The sequence below is a fragment of the Burkholderia sp. MSHR3999 genome, assembly GCF_000833595.1.
GTDB classification, from domain to species: Bacteria; Pseudomonadota; Gammaproteobacteria; order Burkholderiales; family Burkholderiaceae; genus Burkholderia; species Burkholderia ubonensis.
Window position 1 is genome coordinate 924450 of sequence record NZ_JRFO01000001.1, and the last position, 18914, is coordinate 943363.

Genomic DNA, 18914 nt, shown 5'->3' on the forward strand with positions numbered 1-18914 from the left:
TGGCGGCCGCCGGGGCCGCCAGGGCCGTGCCGACGGGCGTCACGCGCGCAGCGCCTGCTCGATCGGCACGCCGCCGCCGACGAAGCCGATGGTCTTGCGCGAGATGCCGAGCTTGATCGCCTCGATCGCGGCCCAGGCGACGTCCTGGCGCGACACGGGCGGCGCCGGGTCGAGGCGCTCCTCGGTCAGTGCGATCTTGCCGACGCCGGGCTCGTCCGCGAGCGGGCCGGGGCGCAGGATCACGTAGTCGACCCCCGACGCGATCACGTGGTCGTCGCCTTCGCGTTTCATCTGCGAATAGTGGCGCAGCGCGTCGGGGCTGCGCTCGGGCCAGTAGGCCGTCAGCGAACTGATCACGACCAGCTTCTGCACGTTGCAGGCCAGCGCATAGTCGGCCGCGCGGGCGACCGCGTCGCGATCGACCTGCTCCTCCTCGGCCGCGCCGTCCGACTCGGCCGACCCGGCCGCGTAGATCGCGTGCGTGACGCCCTGGAACGCGTGCGAGAAGTCGCCCGCCAGGTCGGCCTCGATCACCTTCGCGCCCGGCAGCGTGTAGCCGTGCCGGCGCACGAGCGCCGTGACCTCGAATTCCGGCTGCTTGAGCAGCAGATCCGCGCAGGCCTGGCCGGTGCGGCCGGTCGCGCCAATCAGCAGTACCTTCGTCGTCATGAAACCGCTCCTTGCTCGATGCGTCGCCGGTCCAGATGGGGACGGACGACCGATACTCAAGTGTATGTCGAATTGGCCCGGCAGCGGGCGGGGAAATGGGGGCGTACCGGCGAGGGCATACCGGCGAGGGCGTACCGGCGGGGGCATGCCGGCTTCTGCGGAAGCGACTCGCGAACCGGCTATCATGTGCGCCATGCATTTTTTGCCGCAACGCGACGACGCGTCGGCCAACCGGTTGGAGTACACATGGCATTACCCCTGGATAACGTCAGCATGGCGGTGTTCTGCGACTTCGAGAACGTCGCGCTCGGCGTGCGCGACGCGAAGTACGAGAAGTTCGACATCAAGCCGGTGCTCGAACGGCTGCTGCTGAAGGGCAGCATCGTCGTCAAGAAGGCCTATTGCGACTGGGATCGCTACAAGGGCTTCAAGGCGTCCATGCACGAGGCGAGCTTCGAGCTGATCGAGATTCCGCACGTGCGCCAGTCGGGCAAGAACTCGGCCGACATCCGGCTCGTCGTCGACGCGCTCGACCTCTGCTACACGAAGTCGCACGTCGACACCTTCGTGATCATCAGCGGCGACTCGGATTTCTCGCCGCTCGTGTCGAAGCTGCGCGAGAACGCGAAGAAGGTGATCGGGGTCGGCGTGAAGCAGTCGACGTCGGACCTGCTGGTCGCGAACTGCGACGAATTCATCTTCTACGACGATCTCGTGCGCGAGCAGCAGCGCGCGCTCGCGAAGCGCGAACAGCAGCGCGCCGGCAACGGCGGCGCGAAGCGGCCCGACGAGCCGTCCCGCAAGCCGGAGCTCGAAGCGCGCCGGACCGAGGCGATCGCGCTCGCGGTCGAGACCTTCGACGCGCTCGCGTCGGAGCGCGACGACGTCGGCAAGATCTGGGCGTCGGTGCTCAAGAGCGCGATCAAGCGCCGCAAGCCGGACTTCAACGAGTCGTATTACGGCTTCCGCGCGTTCGGCAACCTGCTCGACGAAGCGCAGGCGCGCGGCCTGCTCGAAGTCGGCCGCGACGACAAGTCGGGCGCGTTCGTGTCGCGCGCGCGCCAGGCCGCGGCGGCGGAGCCGGCGGCGCCCGTCGATGCGCCGGCGGCGCAGGACGATGCACGGGCGGCTGAACCGGCGCGCGCCGAACGCGAGCGCCGCCACGGGCGGCACGGCGCGGCGCACGCGCAGGAAGCGGCGGCGCCGGTCGTGGCCGAAGCGGTCGAGCGCGACGTGGCGCACGCCGCCGCGCCGGAAGCGGCGGAGCACGCGGACGCGGCCGGCCCGGCAGGTCCGGGCGAGGCGCACGATGTGAAGAAGGACGGCCGCAAGCGTGCGCGCAAGAGCGCGGCAAAGAAGGCCGGGACGAAGAAGGGCGACGCGAAGAAGGCTGACGCGAAGCAAGCCGACGCGCGGCACGGCGACGAGCAACACGGAGAGGCGAAGCATGCCGACGTGAAGCACGGCGACGGGAAGCATGCGGAGCGGACCCACGCGGATGCGCCGCAGGTCGAGATGAACTTCGTCGACAGCGTGCATGCCGACGCGACGTCGGCAGGCACGAAGGCGGCTGACGTCGCCGTCGTGGAGCCGCAACCCGAAGCGGCCGCGCCGGCCGAAGCGGTCGCCGACGCCAAGCCGAAAAAGCCGGCCCGCAAGACGGCGCCGCGCGCGCGCGCCGTCCGCGCAAGACCACGCCGGCCGCCGAGTAAGCGCCTAGCCGCCCAGCGAGTAAGGCTGGGTCATCACTTCGAGGAAATGGCCGTCGGGATCGTCGAAATACACGCCCCGGCCGCCGTTGTGCCGGTAGATTTCACCGGCGCGCTGTTTCGACGGATCGGCCCAGTGCGGCAGCCCGCGGTCGCGAATGCGCGCGAACACGCGGTCGAAAGCGGCTTCGTCGATCAGGAACGCGTAGTGCTGACTCCTGATCGCGCCGTCCTGCTCGTAGAAATCGAGCGACACGCCGTTGTCGAGCTGGACGACCAGCATCGGCCCGAACGGGACCGGCGGCGGCAGCTCCAGCAGTTCCGTCAGGAACCGGGTCGACGCGAGCTTGTCGCGGCACCAGACGATCGTATGGTTCAACTGGACGTTCATGGTGTGTCCCCATGACACGCGCGCGCAAGCGCGCATGCCCACACGATAGTCGATGCTCGCCCGCGTGCAAGGCCGGGCGCCGTCAATTGCCCGCGACCGTCGCGCCGCCCGACGAACCCCGGCCGCGGCGCTTCTCGGCCCACACCCGCAGCCGGTCCATGTACAGGTAGACGACCGGCGTCGTATAGAGCGTCAGCATCTGCGACATGATCAGGCCGCCGGCGATCGCGATCCCGAGCGGCGCGCGCAGCTCGGCGCCGTCGCCGCTGCCGAACGCGAGCGGCACCGCGCCGAGCAGCGCGGCCATCGTCGTCATCATGATCGGCCGGAAGCGCAGCAGGCATGCCTCGTGGATCGCGTCGAACGACGACATCCCGCCGTTGCGCGTCGCGTCGATCGCGAAGTCGACCATCATGATCGCGTTCTTCTTCACGATGCCGATCAGCAGGATCACGCCGATCAGCGCGATGATGCTGAACTCGGTCCGGAACAGCAGCAGGCCGAGCAGCGCGCCGACGCCGGCCGACGGCAGCGTCGACAGGATCGTGATCGGGTGGATGTAGCTCTCGTACAGCACGCCGAGCACGATGTAGACGGCCATCAGCGCGGCGAGGATCAGGATCGGCTGGTCGTTCAGCGATTGCTGGAACGCCTGCGCGGTGCCCTGGAAGCTGCCGTGGATCGTCGGCGGCATGCCGATCGCGGCCATCGTCTCGTAGATGACCTGCGTGGCCTGCGACAGCGACACGCCGGGCGGCAGGTTGAACGAGATCGTCGTCGCGACGAACAGGCCCTGGTGGTTCACCGACAGCGGCGTCGTGCTCGGCCCGAACGTCGCGATCGCCGACAGCGGGATCATCGTCGACTTCGACGTCGACACGGCCGCGCCCGACGACGCGCTCGACTTGCCGCTCGCCGCGATCGAATTGAGCGCCTGGTTGCGCGCGGAATCGGCCGCGATCGCGGCGGCGCTCGGCGCGGCGGTGCCGGCGCTCGACGTGCCGGCCTTCGTCGCGACGTAGGTGCCCGCCGCCGAGTTGGTGGTCTGCGCGCCGCTCGCGCTGCCGCCGGACGTGCTGACCCACACCTGGTTCAGCATCTGCGGGCTCTGCCAGTACTTCGGCGCGACTTCCATCACCACGTGGTACTGGTTCAGCGGGTTGTAGATCGTCGAGACCTGGCGCTGGCCGAACGCGTCGTACAGCGTGTTGTCGATCTGCGCGGGCTTGATGCCGAGCCGCGCGGCGCTCGCGCGGTCGATCGTCACCATCGCCTCGAGGCCGCCCTGCTGCTGGTCGGAGTTCACGTCGATCAGCTCGCGGCGCTTCTGCAGCGCCTCGGTCAGGAGCGGCCCCCACTTGTACAGCTCGGCGCTCGAATCGCCGAGCAGCGTGAACTGGTATTGCGCGTTGCTCTGCCGGCCGCCCACGCGGATGTCCTGCGCGGCCTGCAGGAAGGTGCGCGCGCCCGCGACGTCGGCGAGCGGCCGGCGCAGTTCCTGGATCACCTGGTCGGCCGACAGCTTGCGCTCGGTGCGGTCCTTCAGCGTGACGAACATGAAGCCCGAGTTGGTCTGCGAGCCGCCCGTGAAGCCCGCGACGCTCTTCACGTTCGGGTTGGCCTGCACGATCCGCATCATCTCCGAGAACTTCAGCTTCATCGCCTGGAACGACGTGCTCTGGTCGGCCTGGATGCCGCCGATCATCAGCCCCGTGTCCTGCTGCGGGAAGAAACCCTTCGGCACGACGATGTACAGGTAGACGTTCAGGCCGATCGTCGCGAACAGGATCGCGAGGATCATCAGCGGATGGCGCAGCGCCCACGACAGCGAGCGCTCGTAGCCGCGCTGCATGCGCGTGAAGCCGCGCTCGAGGAAGCGCGCGAGGCGGCCTTCGTCGCGCTTGTCGTGCGCGTCGGGGAGCAGCCGCGCGCACATCATCGGCGTGACGGTGAGCGACACCGCGAGCGACACCGCGATCGCGAGCGACAGCGTCAGCGCGAATTCGCGGAACAGCCGCCCGACGATGCCGCCCATCAGCAGGATCGGCAGGAACACCGCGACGAGCGACAGGCTCATCGACAGCACCGTGAAGCCGACCTCGCGCGCGCCGTCGAACGCGGCCTGCAGCCGCGGCGTGCCGTTCTCGATGTGGCGCGAGATGTTCTCGAGCACGACGATCGCATCGTCGACGACGAAGCCGGTCGCGACGATCAGCGCCATCAGCGACAGGTTGTCGATCGAGAAGCCGAGCAGGTACATCGCGCCGAACGTGCCGATGATCGAGATCGGCACCGCGACGCTCGGGATCAGCGTCGCGCGCCAGTTGCGCAGGAACAGGAACACGACCATCACGACGAGGCCGACCGCGATCAGCAGCGTGTGCTCGGTGTCGCGCAGCGACGCGCGGATCGTGGTCGAGCGGTCGAGCACGGGCGTCACCGTGATGTCGGCCGGCAGCGACGCGGTGAGCTGCGGCAGCGCCGCGCGCACGCGGTCGATCGTCTCGATGATGTTCGCGCCGGGCGAGCGGTAGAGGATCACGAGCACCGCGCGCTTGCCGTTCGCGAGGCCGAGGTTGCGCAGGTCCTCGACCGAATCGACGACCTCGGACAGGTCGGCGAGCCGCACGGCCGAGCCGTTGCGGTACGCGACGACGAGGTCGCGGTATTGCGACGCCTGCGAGGCCTGGTCGTTCGTGTAGAGCTGGTAGCGCTGCGGGCCGAACTCGATCGCGCCCTTCGGGCTGTTCGCGTTCGCCGACGCGAGCGCCGCGCGCACGTCCTCGAGGCCGATGCCGTAGTGGAACAGCGCCTGCGGTTCGAGCTCGACGCGCACCGCCGGGTTCGCGGAGCCGCTCACCGACACCTGGCCGATCCCGTCGATCTGCGACAGCGACTGCTGCAGCACGGTCGACGCCGCGTCGTACAGCTTCGCCGGCGACGAGGTTTCCGACGTCAGCGACACGACCATGATCGGCGAGTCGGCCGGGTTGACCTTGCGGTAGGTCGGGTTGCTCTTCAGCGCGGCCGGCAGGTCGGCGCGCGCCGCGTTGATCGCCGCCTGCACGTCGCGCGCCGCGCCGTCGATGTCGCGGTTCAGCCCGAACTGCAGGATGATCCGCGCGTTGCCGACCGTGCTGGTCGACGTCATCTCGGACACGTCGGCGATCGAGCCGAGATGCCGCTCGAGCGGGCTCGTCACGCTGGTCGCGACGGTCTCCGGGCTCGCGCCGGGCAGCGACGCCTGCACGAGAATCGTCGGGAAGTCGACCTGCGGCAGCGGCGACACCGGCAGCTTGATGAACGCGAACAGGCCCGCGAGCGCGACCCCGAGCGCGAGCAGCGTCGTCGCGATGGGGCGGGTGATGAAGGGGCGGGACAGGTTCATCGGTCAGGCATCCGTGCGCGGGCCAGCGGCGGGGCCGTGGCGTTCGAACCAGCCGCGCACGCGGCGCGCGAGCGAATCGAAGCCGAGGTAGATCACGGGCGTCGTGAACAGCGTCAGCACCTGCGACACGATCAGGCCGCCGGCGATCGCGATGCCGAGCGGCTGGCGCAGCTCGGAGCCGGCGCCGGCGCCGACGATCAGCGGCACCGCGCCGAGCAGCGCGGCGAGCGTCGTCATCAGGATCGGCCGGAAGCGCAGCAGGCACGCCTGGTAGATCGCCTCGCGCGGCGGCTTGCCTTCCGCGCGTTCGGCCTCGAGCGCGAAGTCGATCATCATGATCGCGTTCTTCTTCACGATGCCGATCAAGAGCACGATGCCGATGATGCCGATGATGTCGAGGTCGTGCCCGGTCATCATCAGCGCGAGCAGCGCGCCGACGCCGGCCGACGGCAGCGTCGACAGGATCGTGATCGGGTGGATGTAGCTCTCGTACAGCACGCCGAGCACGATGTACATCGTGACGATCGCCGCGAGGATCAGGAACAGCTGGTTCGACAGCGACGCCTGGAACGCGAGCGCCGCGCCCTGGTAGCGGGTCTGGAACGACGCGGGCAGGCCGATCTCCTGCTCGGCCGCGCCGATCGCCTTGACCGCCTCGCCGAGCGACGCGCCCGGCGCGAGGTTGAACGAGATCGTCGTCGACGGGAACTGCGACAGGTGCGACACGAGCAGCGGCGACGGCCGCTCGCGGAACGTCGCGATCGATGCGAGCGGCACCTGGCCGCCGCCCGCGGACGGCAGGTACAGGTTGTTCAGCGAGTCGGTGTAGTGCTGCATCTGCGGCTCGGACTCGAGGATCACGCGGTACTGGTTCGACTGCGTGAAGATCGTCGACACGATGCGCTGGCCGTATGCGTCGTACAGCGCGTTGTCGACGGTCGCGGGCGTGATGCCGAAGCGCGCGGCGCTCGCGCGGTCGATCTCGATGTACACCGACTGGCCGCCGTTCTGCAGGTCGGTCGCGACGTCGGCGAGCGACGGCTCCTGCTTCAGGCGCGACACGAGCTTCGGCACCCAGGTCGCGAACTCGTCGGCGTTCGGGCTCGTCAGCATGAACTGGTACTGCGTCGGGCTGACCGTCGAGTCGATCGTCAGGTCCTGCACCGACTGCATGTAGAGCGAGATGCCCGGCACGTGCGACACGCGCTGGCGCAGGTCGCGGATGATTTCCGCCGCCGTCTCCTTGCGCTGGCCGCGCGCCTTCAGGTTGATCAGCATCCGGCCGCTGTTCAGCGTGATGTTGGTGCCGTCGACGCCGATGAACGACGTCAGGCTCTCGACGTTCGGATCCTTCAGGATCTCGGCGGCGAGCTGCTGCTGGCGCTCGGCCATCGCGCCGTACGAGATCGACTGCGGCGCCTGCGTGATCGCCTGGATCACGCCGGTGTCCTGCGGCGGGAAGAAGCCCTTCGGGATCAGCACGTACAGCAGGCCCGTCAGCACGAGCGTCAGCACCGCGACGACGAGCGTCGAGCGCTTGCGGTTCAGCACCCATTCGAGCGCGACCGCGTAGCGCGCGATCACCCGGTCGATCGCCTGGTGCACGCGCGCCTCGAAGCGGTGGCTCTCCGGCGGCGGCGAGTGGCGCAGGAGCTTCGCGCACATCATCGGCACGAGCGTGAGCGACACGATCGCCGAGATCACGATCGTCACCGCGAGCGTGATCGCGAACTCGTGGAACAGCCGCCCGACCACGTCGCCCATGAACAGCAGCGGGATCAGCACGGCGATCAGCGACACCGTCAGCGAGATGATCGTGAAGCCGATCTGCTTCGAGCCCTTCAGCGCGGCCTCGAGCGGCGGGTCGCCGTCCTCGACGTAGCGCGCGATGTTCTCGATCATCACGATCGCGTCGTCGACGACGAAGCCGGTCGCGATCGTCAGCGCCATCAGCGACAGGTTGTTCAGCGAGAAGCCCGACAGATACATCACCGCGAGCGTGCCGATCAGCGACAGCGGCACCGACAGGCTCGGGATGATCGTCGCGTAGACGTTCGCGAGGAACAGGTACATCACCAGCACGACCAGCGCGACCGCGAGCATCAGCTCGAACTGCACGTCGCGCACCGCCGCGCGGATCATCGTCGTGCGGTCGGTGACGATGCGCACGTCGAGCGCCGCGGGCAGCGACTCCTGCAGCTTCGGCAGTTGCGCCTTGATCGCGTCGACCGTCTGGATCACGTTCGCGCCGGGCTGGCGCTGCACGTTCAGGACGATCGCGGGCTCCGCGTCGACCCACGCGCCGAGCTTGGTGTTCTCCGAGCCGGCGACGATCTTCGCGACGTCGGTCAGCATCACCGGCCGGCCGTTCTTGTACGCGACGACGGCGTCCTGGTACTGGTCGGCGCTCGTCAGCTGGTCGTTCGCGTTGATCGTGTATGCGCGCGTCGGGCCGTCGAAGTTGCCCTTCGGCGTGTTGACGTTCAGGTTCGAGATCGTCGTGCGCAGGTCGTCGAGGTTCAGCCCGTACTGCGCGAGCGCGGTCGGGTTCGCCTGGATCCGCACGGCCGGGCGGTTGCCGCCCGACAGGCTGACGAGGCCGACGCCCGCGACCTGCGAGATCTTCATCGCGAGCCGCGTGTCGGCGAGATCCTGCACCTGCGTGAGCGGCAGCGTCTTCGACGTGACCGCGAGCGTCAGCACCGGCGCGTCGGCCGGGTTGACCTTCGCGTAGATCGGCGGCGCGGGCAGGTCGGACGGCAGCAGGTTGCCGGCCGCGTTGATCGCGGCCTGCACTTCCTGTTCGGCGACGTCGAGCGGCAGGTCGAGCGCGAACTGCAGCGTGATCACCGACGCGCCGGCCGAGCTCTGCGACGACATCTGGTTCAACGACGGCATCTGCCCGAACTGCCGTTCGAGCGGCGCGGTCACCGACGACGTCATCACCTCGGGGCTCGCGCCGGGATAGAAGGTCTGCACCTGGATGGTCGGGTAGTCGACCTCGGGCAGCGCCGCGAGCGGCAGGAAGCGCAGCGCGACGAGGCCGGCCAGCATGATGGCCGCCATCAGGAGGGCGGTGCCGACCGGCCGGAGAATGAAGATGCGGGACGGATTCATCGGACGGCCCGCGCGTTACCGTGCCGGCGCTTGCGATGCGCCGCCGCGATGCTGGCCGCGGTGCCCGCCCGTCGTGCCGGATGCGCCGGCGGCCGCGCCCGCGCCGTGCGCGCCGGATGTTCCCGACGCGCCCTTCGGCTTGTCGGCCGGGATCGTGATCGTCGAGCCTTCGCGCAGGCGGTCGGACCCGTCGGTGACGACCCGCTCGCCGACCGCGACGCCGTCGACGATGCTGGTGCGCTCGCCGTCGACCGGGCCGACCTTGACCTTGCGCACCGTCACCGTGTTGTCCGGCTTGACGACGTAGACGAACTGGCCGATCGAGCCCGTCAGCACCGCCGACGTCGGCACGATCGTCGCGTCGCGGACCGTGTCGACGAGCAGCCGCGTGTTGACGAACTGATTCGGGAACAGCAGCCCGTCCTGGTTCGCGAACGTCGCGCGCAGCTTGACCGTGCCGGTGGCCGTGTCGATCTGGTTGTCGAGCGTCTCGAGCGAGCCGGTCTCGAGCGGCACCGTGTTGTTGCGGTTGTACGCGGTGACCGACAGCTTGCTGCCCGCGTTCATCTGCTTGAGGATCTGCGGCAGGTTGTCCTCTGACGTCGTGAAGATCACGCTGATCGGCTGGATCTGCGTGATCACGACGATGCCGTTCGTGTCGCCCGGCGTCACGTAGTTGCCCGGGTCGACCTGGCGCAGGCCGACGCGGCCCGACACTGGCGCGGTGATGCGCGCGTAGACGAGGTTCAGCTTCGCGGAATCGATCGCCGCCTGGTCGGTCTTCACCGCGCCCTCGTACTGCTTGACGAGCGACGCCTGCGTGTCGACCTGCTGCGACGCGATCGAATCCTGCGCGAGCAGCGTCTGGTAGCGCTTCAGGTCGAGGCGCGCGGTCGCGAGCAGCGCGGCGTCGCGCGCGTGCGTGCCTTCGGCGTTCTCGAGCGCGTTCTGGTACGGGCGCGGATCGATCTGCGCGAGCACGTCGCCCTTCTTCACGAGCTGGCCTTCCTGGAACGCGACCGACTGCAGGTAGCCCGACAACTGCGTCTTGACGGTCACGTTCGCGAGCGGCGTCACGGTGCCGAGCGCGGACAGCACGACCGGCATTTCGCCGCGCGTCGCGGCAGCGACCTGCACCGGCTGCGGCACGTTCGCCATCGCGGCCGGGCCGCCGCGGCCGTGGCGGCCGCTGCCCGCACTCGCACCCGTGCCGGACTTGCCGTCGGGGTCGCCGCTCCACGGATGCCACCACAGCAGGCCGCCGGCCGCGACGAGCGCAAGCGCGCCGAGCATCAGCTTGCGGCGCGGGCGGCGCGCGGGGGGGAGGCGGGCGCAGGGTCGTACGCGGGGGGCGTGGGCTTTTGCTGGTTGTCCATCGGTTCGGTCTGAAAGACGGCGTGCCGCGAGGCGGGCAGCGCATGTGCATGCGGCGTCAGGGGGAGCCGGCCGGGCTCCGTCCTGCGCGGGAAAAGAGCGGTGCGCACCGCGAGGGCGGCGCGACGATGGGCATGATGCTACGTCCCGTCCCCGTTACAGTCCAGCGGACTATCTTTCAACGGGTTACGTTGGTTACAGACGGCGACGGACGGCGCTCGCGCGCATGACGTGCACGCGGCTTGCACGTCAAGCGACGCGGCGCCGGGCGGGCGCGCCGCCGATCTCGCGGGTGATCTTCGCGATGCATTCGTGCAGCGCCGGCACCACGTGCTCGTCGAGCCATTCGGGCGGGCACTGGTGCGACGCACCGCCGCAATTGACCGAATAGCACTGGCCCGACGGGCCGACGAACCCGGCGGCGACCGCGCTCAGGCCCTCGCGCCATTCGCCGATCGCGATCGTGTAGCCCTGGCGCTGCGCGTCGTCGAGCGCGGGGTTGAGCCGCGCGAACACGTGCGGCCAGTCGTCGCCCGCCGCGGCCCGCAGCGCGTCGATCAGCCCGCGGCGTTCGTCGTCCTCGAGCGCGGCGAGATACGCGCGGCCGACCGCGGTGCGCGCGATGTCCATCCGCGAGCCGATCTCGAGACGCGTGACGAGCACCGCCGAGCGCGGCCGGATCACGTCGATCGCGACCATGTCGAGGCGGTCGCGCACCGCGAGGTGCACGGACAGCGACGTGCGCTCGGCCAGCTCGATCATGAACGGCCGCGAGCGCGCGCGGATGTCGAAGTTGCGCAGGAAGCCGTGGCTCAGCTCCAGCACCGACGCGGTGAGCACGAACCGCTCGCTGTCGGGCAGCTGGTACAGGAAGCCGGCGCTGACGAGCGTCGCGGTGATCCGCGACACGGTCGGTTTCGGGATGCCGGTCAGTTCGGTCAGCTCGCGGTTGCTGACCGGCGCGTCGGCGGCGGCGATGCGCCGCAGCACGGCCAGACCGCGCGCGAGCGCGGTGATTTCGTCGGGCGACGATTCGCGTTCGCGGGAAGCAGGAGGATTCACGGGTGTCGACACGGGGCGTTCTCTCTATTTCCGAAACTGGATTTCAATTTTGTTGGAATTGTAGGATGATTGTCAAAGGATGCATGTTATTTGGGTCAACCGGTCATGAGATGGGATTTTACGGGTTCCCCCTTGGTTTATTAGGAAAACTCCTGATCCTGCATCGCGAAAAACCGCATCGTTGGATGCAAATACCGCTTGACTTGTCCGGCGGAAACGGAAAGAATGTCTCACGTTTTCGAAACATCGTTTCGCAGTTTAACCGGCAACGATGTTTCGCGCAGTCTCTCAGGTTCTAGCACGGCCCTCGGAATGGCTAGAACTTTTTTAGCGCCACGGTCTCCGTGGCGCTTTTTTTTTGGTTCATCGCAGGAAACCGTGGAGCCTTGGAGAGCGATTGCGTAACCTGACATCTGACTTTAAGGATGTCAGGAGGAAGAATTGCTCGATCGCAAGGCACTGCAAGCACTGGGCTGCTGGACAGGCTATCGGCTAGAGCGGGTGGAGTGGCCGCAAGGCGAAAACCGCACGCTGTCGCTCTACCTGAAGCCGGTCAGCAAGGTCATGTACTGCGAGCAATGCGGCGCGCGTTGCCAGCAGATTCATGAAACGACCGTTCGGCGGGTACGCGATCTGCCGCTGTTCGAGTACCGGGTCGTGCTGCACGTGCCCCGACGCTGGGTCTGGTGCGAACGCTGCGGCGGCCCACGGCTGGAGAAGCTGGACTGGCTGGGCCGCTACTGCCAATCCCTTCTAGTTGACATGCCCGTCAAGTGGCCGGTATCACCGTGTCAGCATAATCTGCGCGGTGGGGTGTTGGGAGGCAGAGGTTACGTGGCGTACCGATACGAATCGGCTGCTGGTTCCACTTTTTCTGCCGGGAGAGCAAATACTCGTTGACCGTCAAGCGGTACGTTACCTTGCCTATGACGCGTTATTGCTCGATTGGATTTTCGTTTACCAATGGCACTGAGGGCTCGCTTGAGGTGTCGTTCCTGGAGCGTAGTCGACGGGCCAGCGTGCGTGCACGCAGGTCGATGCCGAAACCAAAGGCGATGTTTGTCTCGACGATGAGAACGAAAAACAAGAACACCGCGATAGCTCGGCGTTGATACTTTATCCCGTCGTTTACCGTGTCCCTGAGCGCACCGTCTGCAATGCCCTTGCAAATGGCTGTCGTCTCATCATTGGTCAAGCCGGTGAGGGTGGTACCGGGCAGCGGGAGCTTTGCACACGACTGAGCATCGAGTCGCCACGAATTTCCTAGAGTGCCCTCGACACTCGCTCCGTCACTCCATAGCCATGTCTTCGAGACATGCATGGTGAGTAGTGTTGTTTTCGAGGTGCTCGCCTTGTCGAAGGTCACCATCAAGCCCACCATTATGAGCAAGGCTAGGGCAGCGCGCGTGACAAGATGTCGCGTCCGCGGGGCTTCGAGCGGCTCGTCTTTGGATGGATCGATACGGGCGCGAACCTGTTTAACCTCTATCGGAGTGAGGTGATGACGTTCCATCCAGGACAGCAATCGATGCAGATCTTGAACTGATCGGGCCGTTACGCCATACACCAAACGAAAACGTGTCAAGTCAAGCTGATTCTGTCCGAAAGACTTCAGTTTCTCGTCGTTGAAATCTTTGTCGCCGACGAAAGTACTCCACACCTTTTCTCGAATGATCTGGGTGGAGTTTAGTCGGAAGATCGCATAGCCAGCGAAGCCAACGAGACCAAGGATGGAAAGAAGATAGGTGACAAGCGGAACGATTGCGGCTCCCCAGATGGTATTCATAGCAGATTTTCGTAACTATCAGGCGGTGGTTTTAGGGAAAAAGGAAAGCGATTGACGGCCTTCCCTTTACAGATGGCGCATGGTCGTGAAGGGCGCTCGGCAGCGATCAGCCGCAACTTGGTTCGCGGTCCGCCCGTGCTTCATCGATTCGAGCCATTTCCATCTTGGTCGCGAAATGGTCGCTGCCATGTGCAGTAGCGACATCTCGCCGCGGGACTGTGACTGGCATTGCAATGTTCGATTGGGCACCGCAAAGTGGTTGTGTGTCGAAGGGCTATTCCGATGGTTCACAATGGATAGCACCTCCACTTAAAGGCGGCGCAAGAAATCCGCCAAATCGTCCCGTGCGGACTGATCAAGCGCTGCGTCCCACATTGGAAGGTTTTGTGTGATCCCGGCCTCGAGCGCCTGGCGAAGCAGGGTCGCGCCTACCAAGCGCCCCGCGTCTAAGGTGGCAGTGTCCGATGCTTCAGACCTCGCGATTTGCCAGAGACGCGCATATTCGGCAGTCGGCTCTAACTGATCGGCTAGGAAGTCGGCGAGGTCACTGACCGGAAGGGCGCCAAGCTCGACAAGCGCCGCGCCCAGCTGAACCGTGACCCGAGTTATCGGTGGCATCGCGCCATTGAATATGCTCGCGTTCGGGTCAATGCGTTGCGTCTCGAACACTGCGGCCGCAATCGCGCGCCAGAAGTTCGCTGCGTCGACATGTGTTGGCTGTGAGGAGTTAAGTCCAATCAGGCCCCAGACCAGAGCGGGATACGCTGGATTGTCGAGGCCACGGTGCGCCGGGTAGCTCAACTGCTCTCGCAGTTCGTAAGTATCACGCCATAGAGTCCGGAACCACTGGTTCATGTCGGGCAGATGAGAAAGCACGCGGCCGACGACTGTCGCTTCCGGCGAACTCGTGGCGAGCCCTGCGGATCGACCGGTGGCGTTCACCAACCCTTGCCGAACCGCTCCTGCGAGAATCTCGGCCGCCGCGCCCGCGTCACCGTGTGCGTCCAGAATCGAGGCTTCGGTCAAGACGCGATCAACTCCCCAGAGCGGCTCTTCCTGACGTACCCAGTCAAATACGGTTTCGCCGAGAGGTGTGATACGACTGGATAGTTGCGCGAGTAGCGTATCCCGTAGGGCTCTCTGTGTAGTCACGTCCGCCTGTGCGCGACCTGCTCGCCGCGGGGAATCTTGCCAGATGATACGTTGCAGCCATGCTCGGCCGATCCAGTTCCCGTCGCTACGGGAGAACACGCTATCGAGGATGTTGCCGAGTTCGATCTCTACAGTGTTCATGTCCTGTGCCCCGACCGTTGCGAGCCGTGCCTCGGTCACATCGAGCAGGACGAAGACGACCACGGGTCCGAGGGGCGCCCCGTCGCCCGAGAAAACATCGGGGGACACGCGCACGAGTGCCGCGACCAAGGCAAGGTCGATTTGCGACAGGGGCATGCCAAAGGCATGCTGAAATAGTGCGGGAAAGCTAGCCAGCATCTCCATGTAGCGATCTGGCCAAAGCGTCGCAGCAACCCGATGTGCCCACCGGTCACCGAGCAGCATACTGTCATGCCCAGGCCAGAGGTGTCGCGACGTCAACGGTTGAGTGGCGGTCGCTTCGACATAACCCCGAAGCCGCTCGTTAAAGCGAGAGTTCCATGCTGACTGCAGGCGCGAGCGGAGGGACTCCAGAAGTGAGTAATTATCGGTCGCATTCGCGATGCGGCTACAGATCGTGGACACCAATTCGACGTCGCTGACTTCACCGAGAGACTGCAACTCCTGGACTACGGGGAGGATGCTGCGCTGATTGGTGTCGACGGCGATCTCAATTGCGGCTTGGCCCATGAGCCATCGCAAGTGAGGATCTAAATGAAGAGGTTGTCCTGGACCTGCTGCGGTGACGATGGCATCGCGCCAGTCCATGAGACCTGCGGCGGCTAAGTGCTCCGCCAGAGTGTCGGGTGTGCCCGATCCGTCGATCGGCTTCGGCTCGAGGTTTCCAAATTCATTCGTCCGATCCGGCAGGCGAAGCCAATCGAGTGTTATGGCCAGAGCCGCTGCACCGTCGACTGGGGGCGGAAGTGCTCTGCCGTCGTCACTCATGGCCAGCCTCCTGGGGCTGCGTGTTGCGTGACCGTTCGAGCCACTTTGCAAGGCGGCGCAGCAGGTAACTAACCTCTCGCCTCAGCGACCACGGCGGGACGGGACGATTTGCCCAATAGTTTTCGAAGGGTTCGGCTTCGGCGAATGCCTCCGCAAGCACCTCGCGTGTTTCGGCGGGTTCAGCGACTAGTGTCATCAGGCTGATCTCCCCTTTGCCCATCTGGTTGAACGAGTGACCGGAGTGCCAAACCACATCGTCGACCTGCAAGAAGCGATCATGTAGACGGCGGATCTTCGAAACCCGAATGTCGATATTCCCAAACTCCTGTGCGGGGTCCCGCAGTTCAGCAATTTTTTCGAGCATCTGGTCACCGAATAACTTGCCGCTTTCATCAGCGTGGCGGCTGCGGTTTGGCCGTGGATTGATTAGACCGCGGATGGCAACACCTTGGTACGACGCGGCCGTTGCGAACTCTTGAAGGTCGTCAGCATCGAGATAAGGATCGACGAAGAGAACTTGAGATCGAGCTGAGGCAATGAGCTCTCGGATCCACAAAACCGTCCCTTCTCGGTCGTTTTCGAGGAGGCGGGCGTTGCGATGGATTAGGCGCGCTTCAGTCGGTCGAAAATCTCCGAAGCGTTCTGCGCGCGCTCGCTGCAGATCCTCTAGTTGACGGAGTGCCGTCGGCGGTGGAGTAGCCGATGGCTTATGAGGAGGGCGAACGTGGACTATTCGCGGTTGGGCGGATGGTGTACGCCTTGGGGGTGCAACCTCCCGCACGGATCCCTGTGGTGTGTGGCTGATGTTGATGCTGCGAAAAAAGGAAGCCGGAGCGTCGTGATCAAGAAGGCCACGAAGTTGACAAGATAGATCGTGACGGACAGTCGCAACCTGAGAGTGCGCTGGGGCACGAAAGCGGCCGAGAGCATTGGGAGTACCTTCGGCGCGCCAGGCCGGTGCGCCCGCGCGTACCTCTTCGACGATAAGTCGAAGGGTCGAGAGATTGGCGCCGCGACGTGGTGTTCCGCCGACTTCGATGGTTTCGCCCGCTGCCGATCGCTCCGCGATGCGGGTGCCGCAGTAGCGAAGAAGGGGGTTCGGAGCGATCAGTACACCAGATCCAAGCCAGTCGTCGTAGGCTAGCAAGTCGAAGTGAATTTTCTGGCGCAACCATTCCCGGGCACGGACGAAGGCTTCGATCTCGGTCGAACCGTTTCGCATTGCCACCACAGGTTCGGACAGTGCCGCCATCGGCACGAGACGATGCAGCCGGGGTTTATCATGCCAAACTGGAGAAAAGGGTGGCGGATCAGGTAAGACGGTGAACCCATTGTAATCCGGCTCAGGAGACAAGGGCGGGGCCGCGATCCGGAAGGTTTTGCCAGGGACGACGGCTTGACCTTGCTTGAGCGTCTCGTACCACGCGATTGCGTCCGCTAGCGGCAGAACGGTTCGACCAACACAGAGTCGATCAAGTCCGAAGTTTTGTGACCATCCACCGTCCAGGGGCGGCGGTGGAACTGGCATCTCTGCAGGCAGGAGTTCAACGGAGGCGAACAGCAGGTGATTGACCCGCTCTCGAATGAGGGTAACGAGGCGAATAACTCCAACGGAGTAATCGCCCTCAATGAGAGTCGGCCATTCTCCTGATGTTGATCCCAGCACATCGGAAATAGATTCTTGCATTGTGCCCAGCCTTGTGATTCACCTAAATCAATCTCGTGAAGCTTTCGCGACACAATAGAGAAGCCGGTACGGATGAGTTCATAAACGACGAGTCGAAATCAGCCTGATGACGAATCCGATTATGCTACTTGAACCGCACCGGGAATCGTGGAGGCTGGTTGGTTTAATTTAATGCAGGCCCATCAGCGGCATATCTGAGTTGCCTGTAGTAGTTTGCCTCAGCCTCCGCGGGCGGGATATAGCCGAGCGGTTCCATCAGCCGATGATGGTTGTACCAGGCCACCCACTCCAGCGTTGCCGAACCTGTCCGCATTTTTGTGGGTGAGGCGGTTGAACAAATCGTTAGCCACGCGCCTGCGTGAATCGCTCACCGAACAGGATAGCAAACTGGTTCATGGCGGATTTCCAGTCGAAGGCCGACCGCACGGTCTTGGCCAGCACGTTGCGCAGCGCCAGCCAGAGCAGCTTGATGGCAGCCTCGTCATTCGGGAAGTGGCCGCGGGTCTTGATGATCTTGCGCAACTGCATGTTCAGGCTTTCGATGGCGTTGGTCGTGTACACAACCCGTCGAATCTCCGGCGGAAACACGAAGAACGGTGTGACGTGCTCCCAGGCGCGCTGCCACGATTGCGCGATGGTCGGGTATTTCTCGCCCCAGGGGCCGTCGGCGAAGTCCTGTAGCGCCTGACTTGCCGCCCCTTCGCTGGCCGCCGCGTAGATCGGGCGCAGTGCCTGCGCCACGGCTTTACGGTCCTTCCAGCCAGCATATTCCAGGCTGTTGCGGATCAGATGCACGATGCAGGTCTGAACCGCCGTCCTAGGATAGGCGGCGCCGATGGCCTCGGTCAGCCCCTTCAGGCCGTCGACCACGGCGATCAGGATGTCCTGGCAGCCGCGCGTCTTCAGTTCGTTGAACACCTTGAGCCAGAACTTGGCGCCCTCGGTCTGCTCGATCCAGAGGCCCAGCACGTCGCGCTGGCCGTCGGCCTGGATGCCCAAGGCCAGATAGACCGCCTTGTTGCTGACCACGCCGTCGTCGCGGATCTTGACCCGCAGCGCATCGAAGAACACCACCGGGTACATCGTTTCGAGCGGGCGGCTCTGCCAGCTCAGCGCCTCGGCCATCACCTCGTCGGTGACCGAGCTGATGAAGTCGGGCGACACTTCGGTGCCGTAGTGCTCGGCCAGAAACCCTTGAATCTCGCGCACGCTCATGCCGCGCGCGTACATCGCGATGATGCGCTCGTCGAAGCCGGTGAAGCGGCGTTCGTGCTTGGGAATCAGGATCGGCTCGAAGCTGCCATCGCGGTCACGAGGCACCTCGACCCGGACCGGGCCGCGATCGGTGATGACGGTCTTGCCGCTGGCGCCGTTGCGTTCGTTGGCCTGGCCGGGCGGCTTGGACTGGCCCGGCTGATAGGCCCAGATGCAGATTCATCTCGGCGCCCATTGCGCGTTCGATGAGCGCCTTGTTGAACGCCAGCATCAGGTCCTGCACCTCAGCCGGCGTCATTGGCCCCTTGACAAGTTGGTCCAGCAGTTCCTTGGGCAGTTCAGGCAGCGGCCCTCGGGCCGCTGCCTGCGAGGCCACCGTTCGTCTCTTCTTCTTCATCGGCATACCCATGATTTTT

Annotated in this window: 8 protein-coding genes and 5 pseudogenes; 2 read left to right on the top strand and 11 right to left on the bottom strand. The window is 65.4% G+C overall.

Annotated elements, in window-relative coordinates:
• Positions 1-39: 39 nt before the first annotated feature.
• Positions 40-669 carry an SDR family oxidoreductase gene (locus KY49_RS04490; RefSeq protein WP_042583522.1) on the bottom strand — a complete coding sequence of 210 codons (630 nt, stop codon included), beginning with the start codon at positions 667-669 and terminating at the stop codon, positions 40-42.
• 246 nt (positions 670-915) lie between these two features.
• Here KY49_RS04490 and KY49_RS38410 point away from each other — a divergent pair.
• Positions 916-2381: pseudogene (locus KY49_RS38410) on the top strand (NYN domain-containing protein).
• Between the two features lie 4 nt (positions 2382-2385).
• Here the strand turns inward: KY49_RS38410 and KY49_RS04500 are convergent.
• The 5 genes and pseudogenes from KY49_RS04500 to KY49_RS04520 all read right to left on the bottom strand — a co-directional run bounded on the left by KY49_RS04500 (position 2386) and on the right by KY49_RS04520 (position 11722).
• Positions 2386-2769: a VOC family protein gene (locus tag KY49_RS04500; RefSeq protein ID WP_042583523.1), complete on the bottom strand. Its 384-nt coding sequence runs from the start codon at positions 2767-2769 to the stop codon at positions 2386-2388.
• Between the two features lie 82 nt (positions 2770-2851).
• Positions 2852-6157, bottom strand: a complete 3306-nt coding sequence (locus KY49_RS04505) for an efflux RND transporter permease subunit (RefSeq protein ID WP_042583524.1) — start codon at positions 6155-6157, stop codon at positions 2852-2854.
• Between the two features lie 3 nt (positions 6158-6160).
• Positions 6161-9274, bottom strand: a complete 3114-nt coding sequence (locus tag KY49_RS04510; RefSeq protein ID WP_042583525.1) for an MdtB/MuxB family multidrug efflux RND transporter permease subunit — start codon at positions 9272-9274, stop codon at positions 6161-6163.
• A 15-nt stretch (positions 9275-9289) separates the two neighbouring features.
• Positions 9290-10650 (bottom strand): annotated as a pseudogene (locus KY49_RS04515) (MdtA/MuxA family multidrug efflux RND transporter periplasmic adaptor subunit).
• Positions 10651-10897: 247 nt separating this feature from the next.
• Complete coding sequence (locus tag KY49_RS04520; protein ID WP_042583526.1) at positions 10898-11722, bottom strand: IclR family transcriptional regulator; 825 nt, start codon at positions 11720-11722, stop codon at positions 10898-10900.
• A 429-nt stretch (positions 11723-12151) separates the two neighbouring features.
• Here KY49_RS04520 and KY49_RS35085 point away from each other — a divergent pair.
• Positions 12152-12451, top strand: a pseudogene (locus KY49_RS35085) (transposase family protein); the annotation flags it as partial.
• A gap of 193 nt (positions 12452-12644) precedes the next feature.
• On the opposite strand, the gene KY49_RS04525 reads toward KY49_RS35085, so the two are convergent.
• From KY49_RS04525 to KY49_RS04540, 5 genes and pseudogenes are all read right to left on the bottom strand, one after another.
• Positions 12645-13496 (bottom strand): DUF6216 family protein, encoded by an 852-nt coding sequence (locus KY49_RS04525; protein WP_042583527.1) that lies wholly within the window; start codon positions 13494-13496, stop codon positions 12645-12647.
• A 309-nt stretch (positions 13497-13805) separates the two neighbouring features.
• Entirely contained in the window at positions 13806-15596 is a 1791-nt protein-coding gene (locus KY49_RS04530; protein ID WP_156162425.1) for a hypothetical protein, read from the bottom strand.
• Positions 15589-17283: a VPA1262 family N-terminal domain-containing protein gene (locus tag KY49_RS36865; protein ID WP_156162426.1), complete on the bottom strand. Its 1695-nt coding sequence runs from the start codon at positions 17281-17283 to the stop codon at positions 15589-15591. Before KY49_RS36865 ends, KY49_RS04530 begins: the two co-directional genes overlap by 8 nt.
• A gap of 163 nt (positions 17284-17446) precedes the next feature.
• Positions 17447-17581: pseudogene (locus KY49_RS36870) on the bottom strand (IS3 family transposase); the annotation flags it as partial.
• Positions 17582-17625: 44 nt separating this feature from the next.
• Positions 17626-18901, bottom strand: a pseudogene (locus KY49_RS04540) (IS256 family transposase).
• Between the last annotated feature and the right edge of the window lie 13 nt (positions 18902-18914).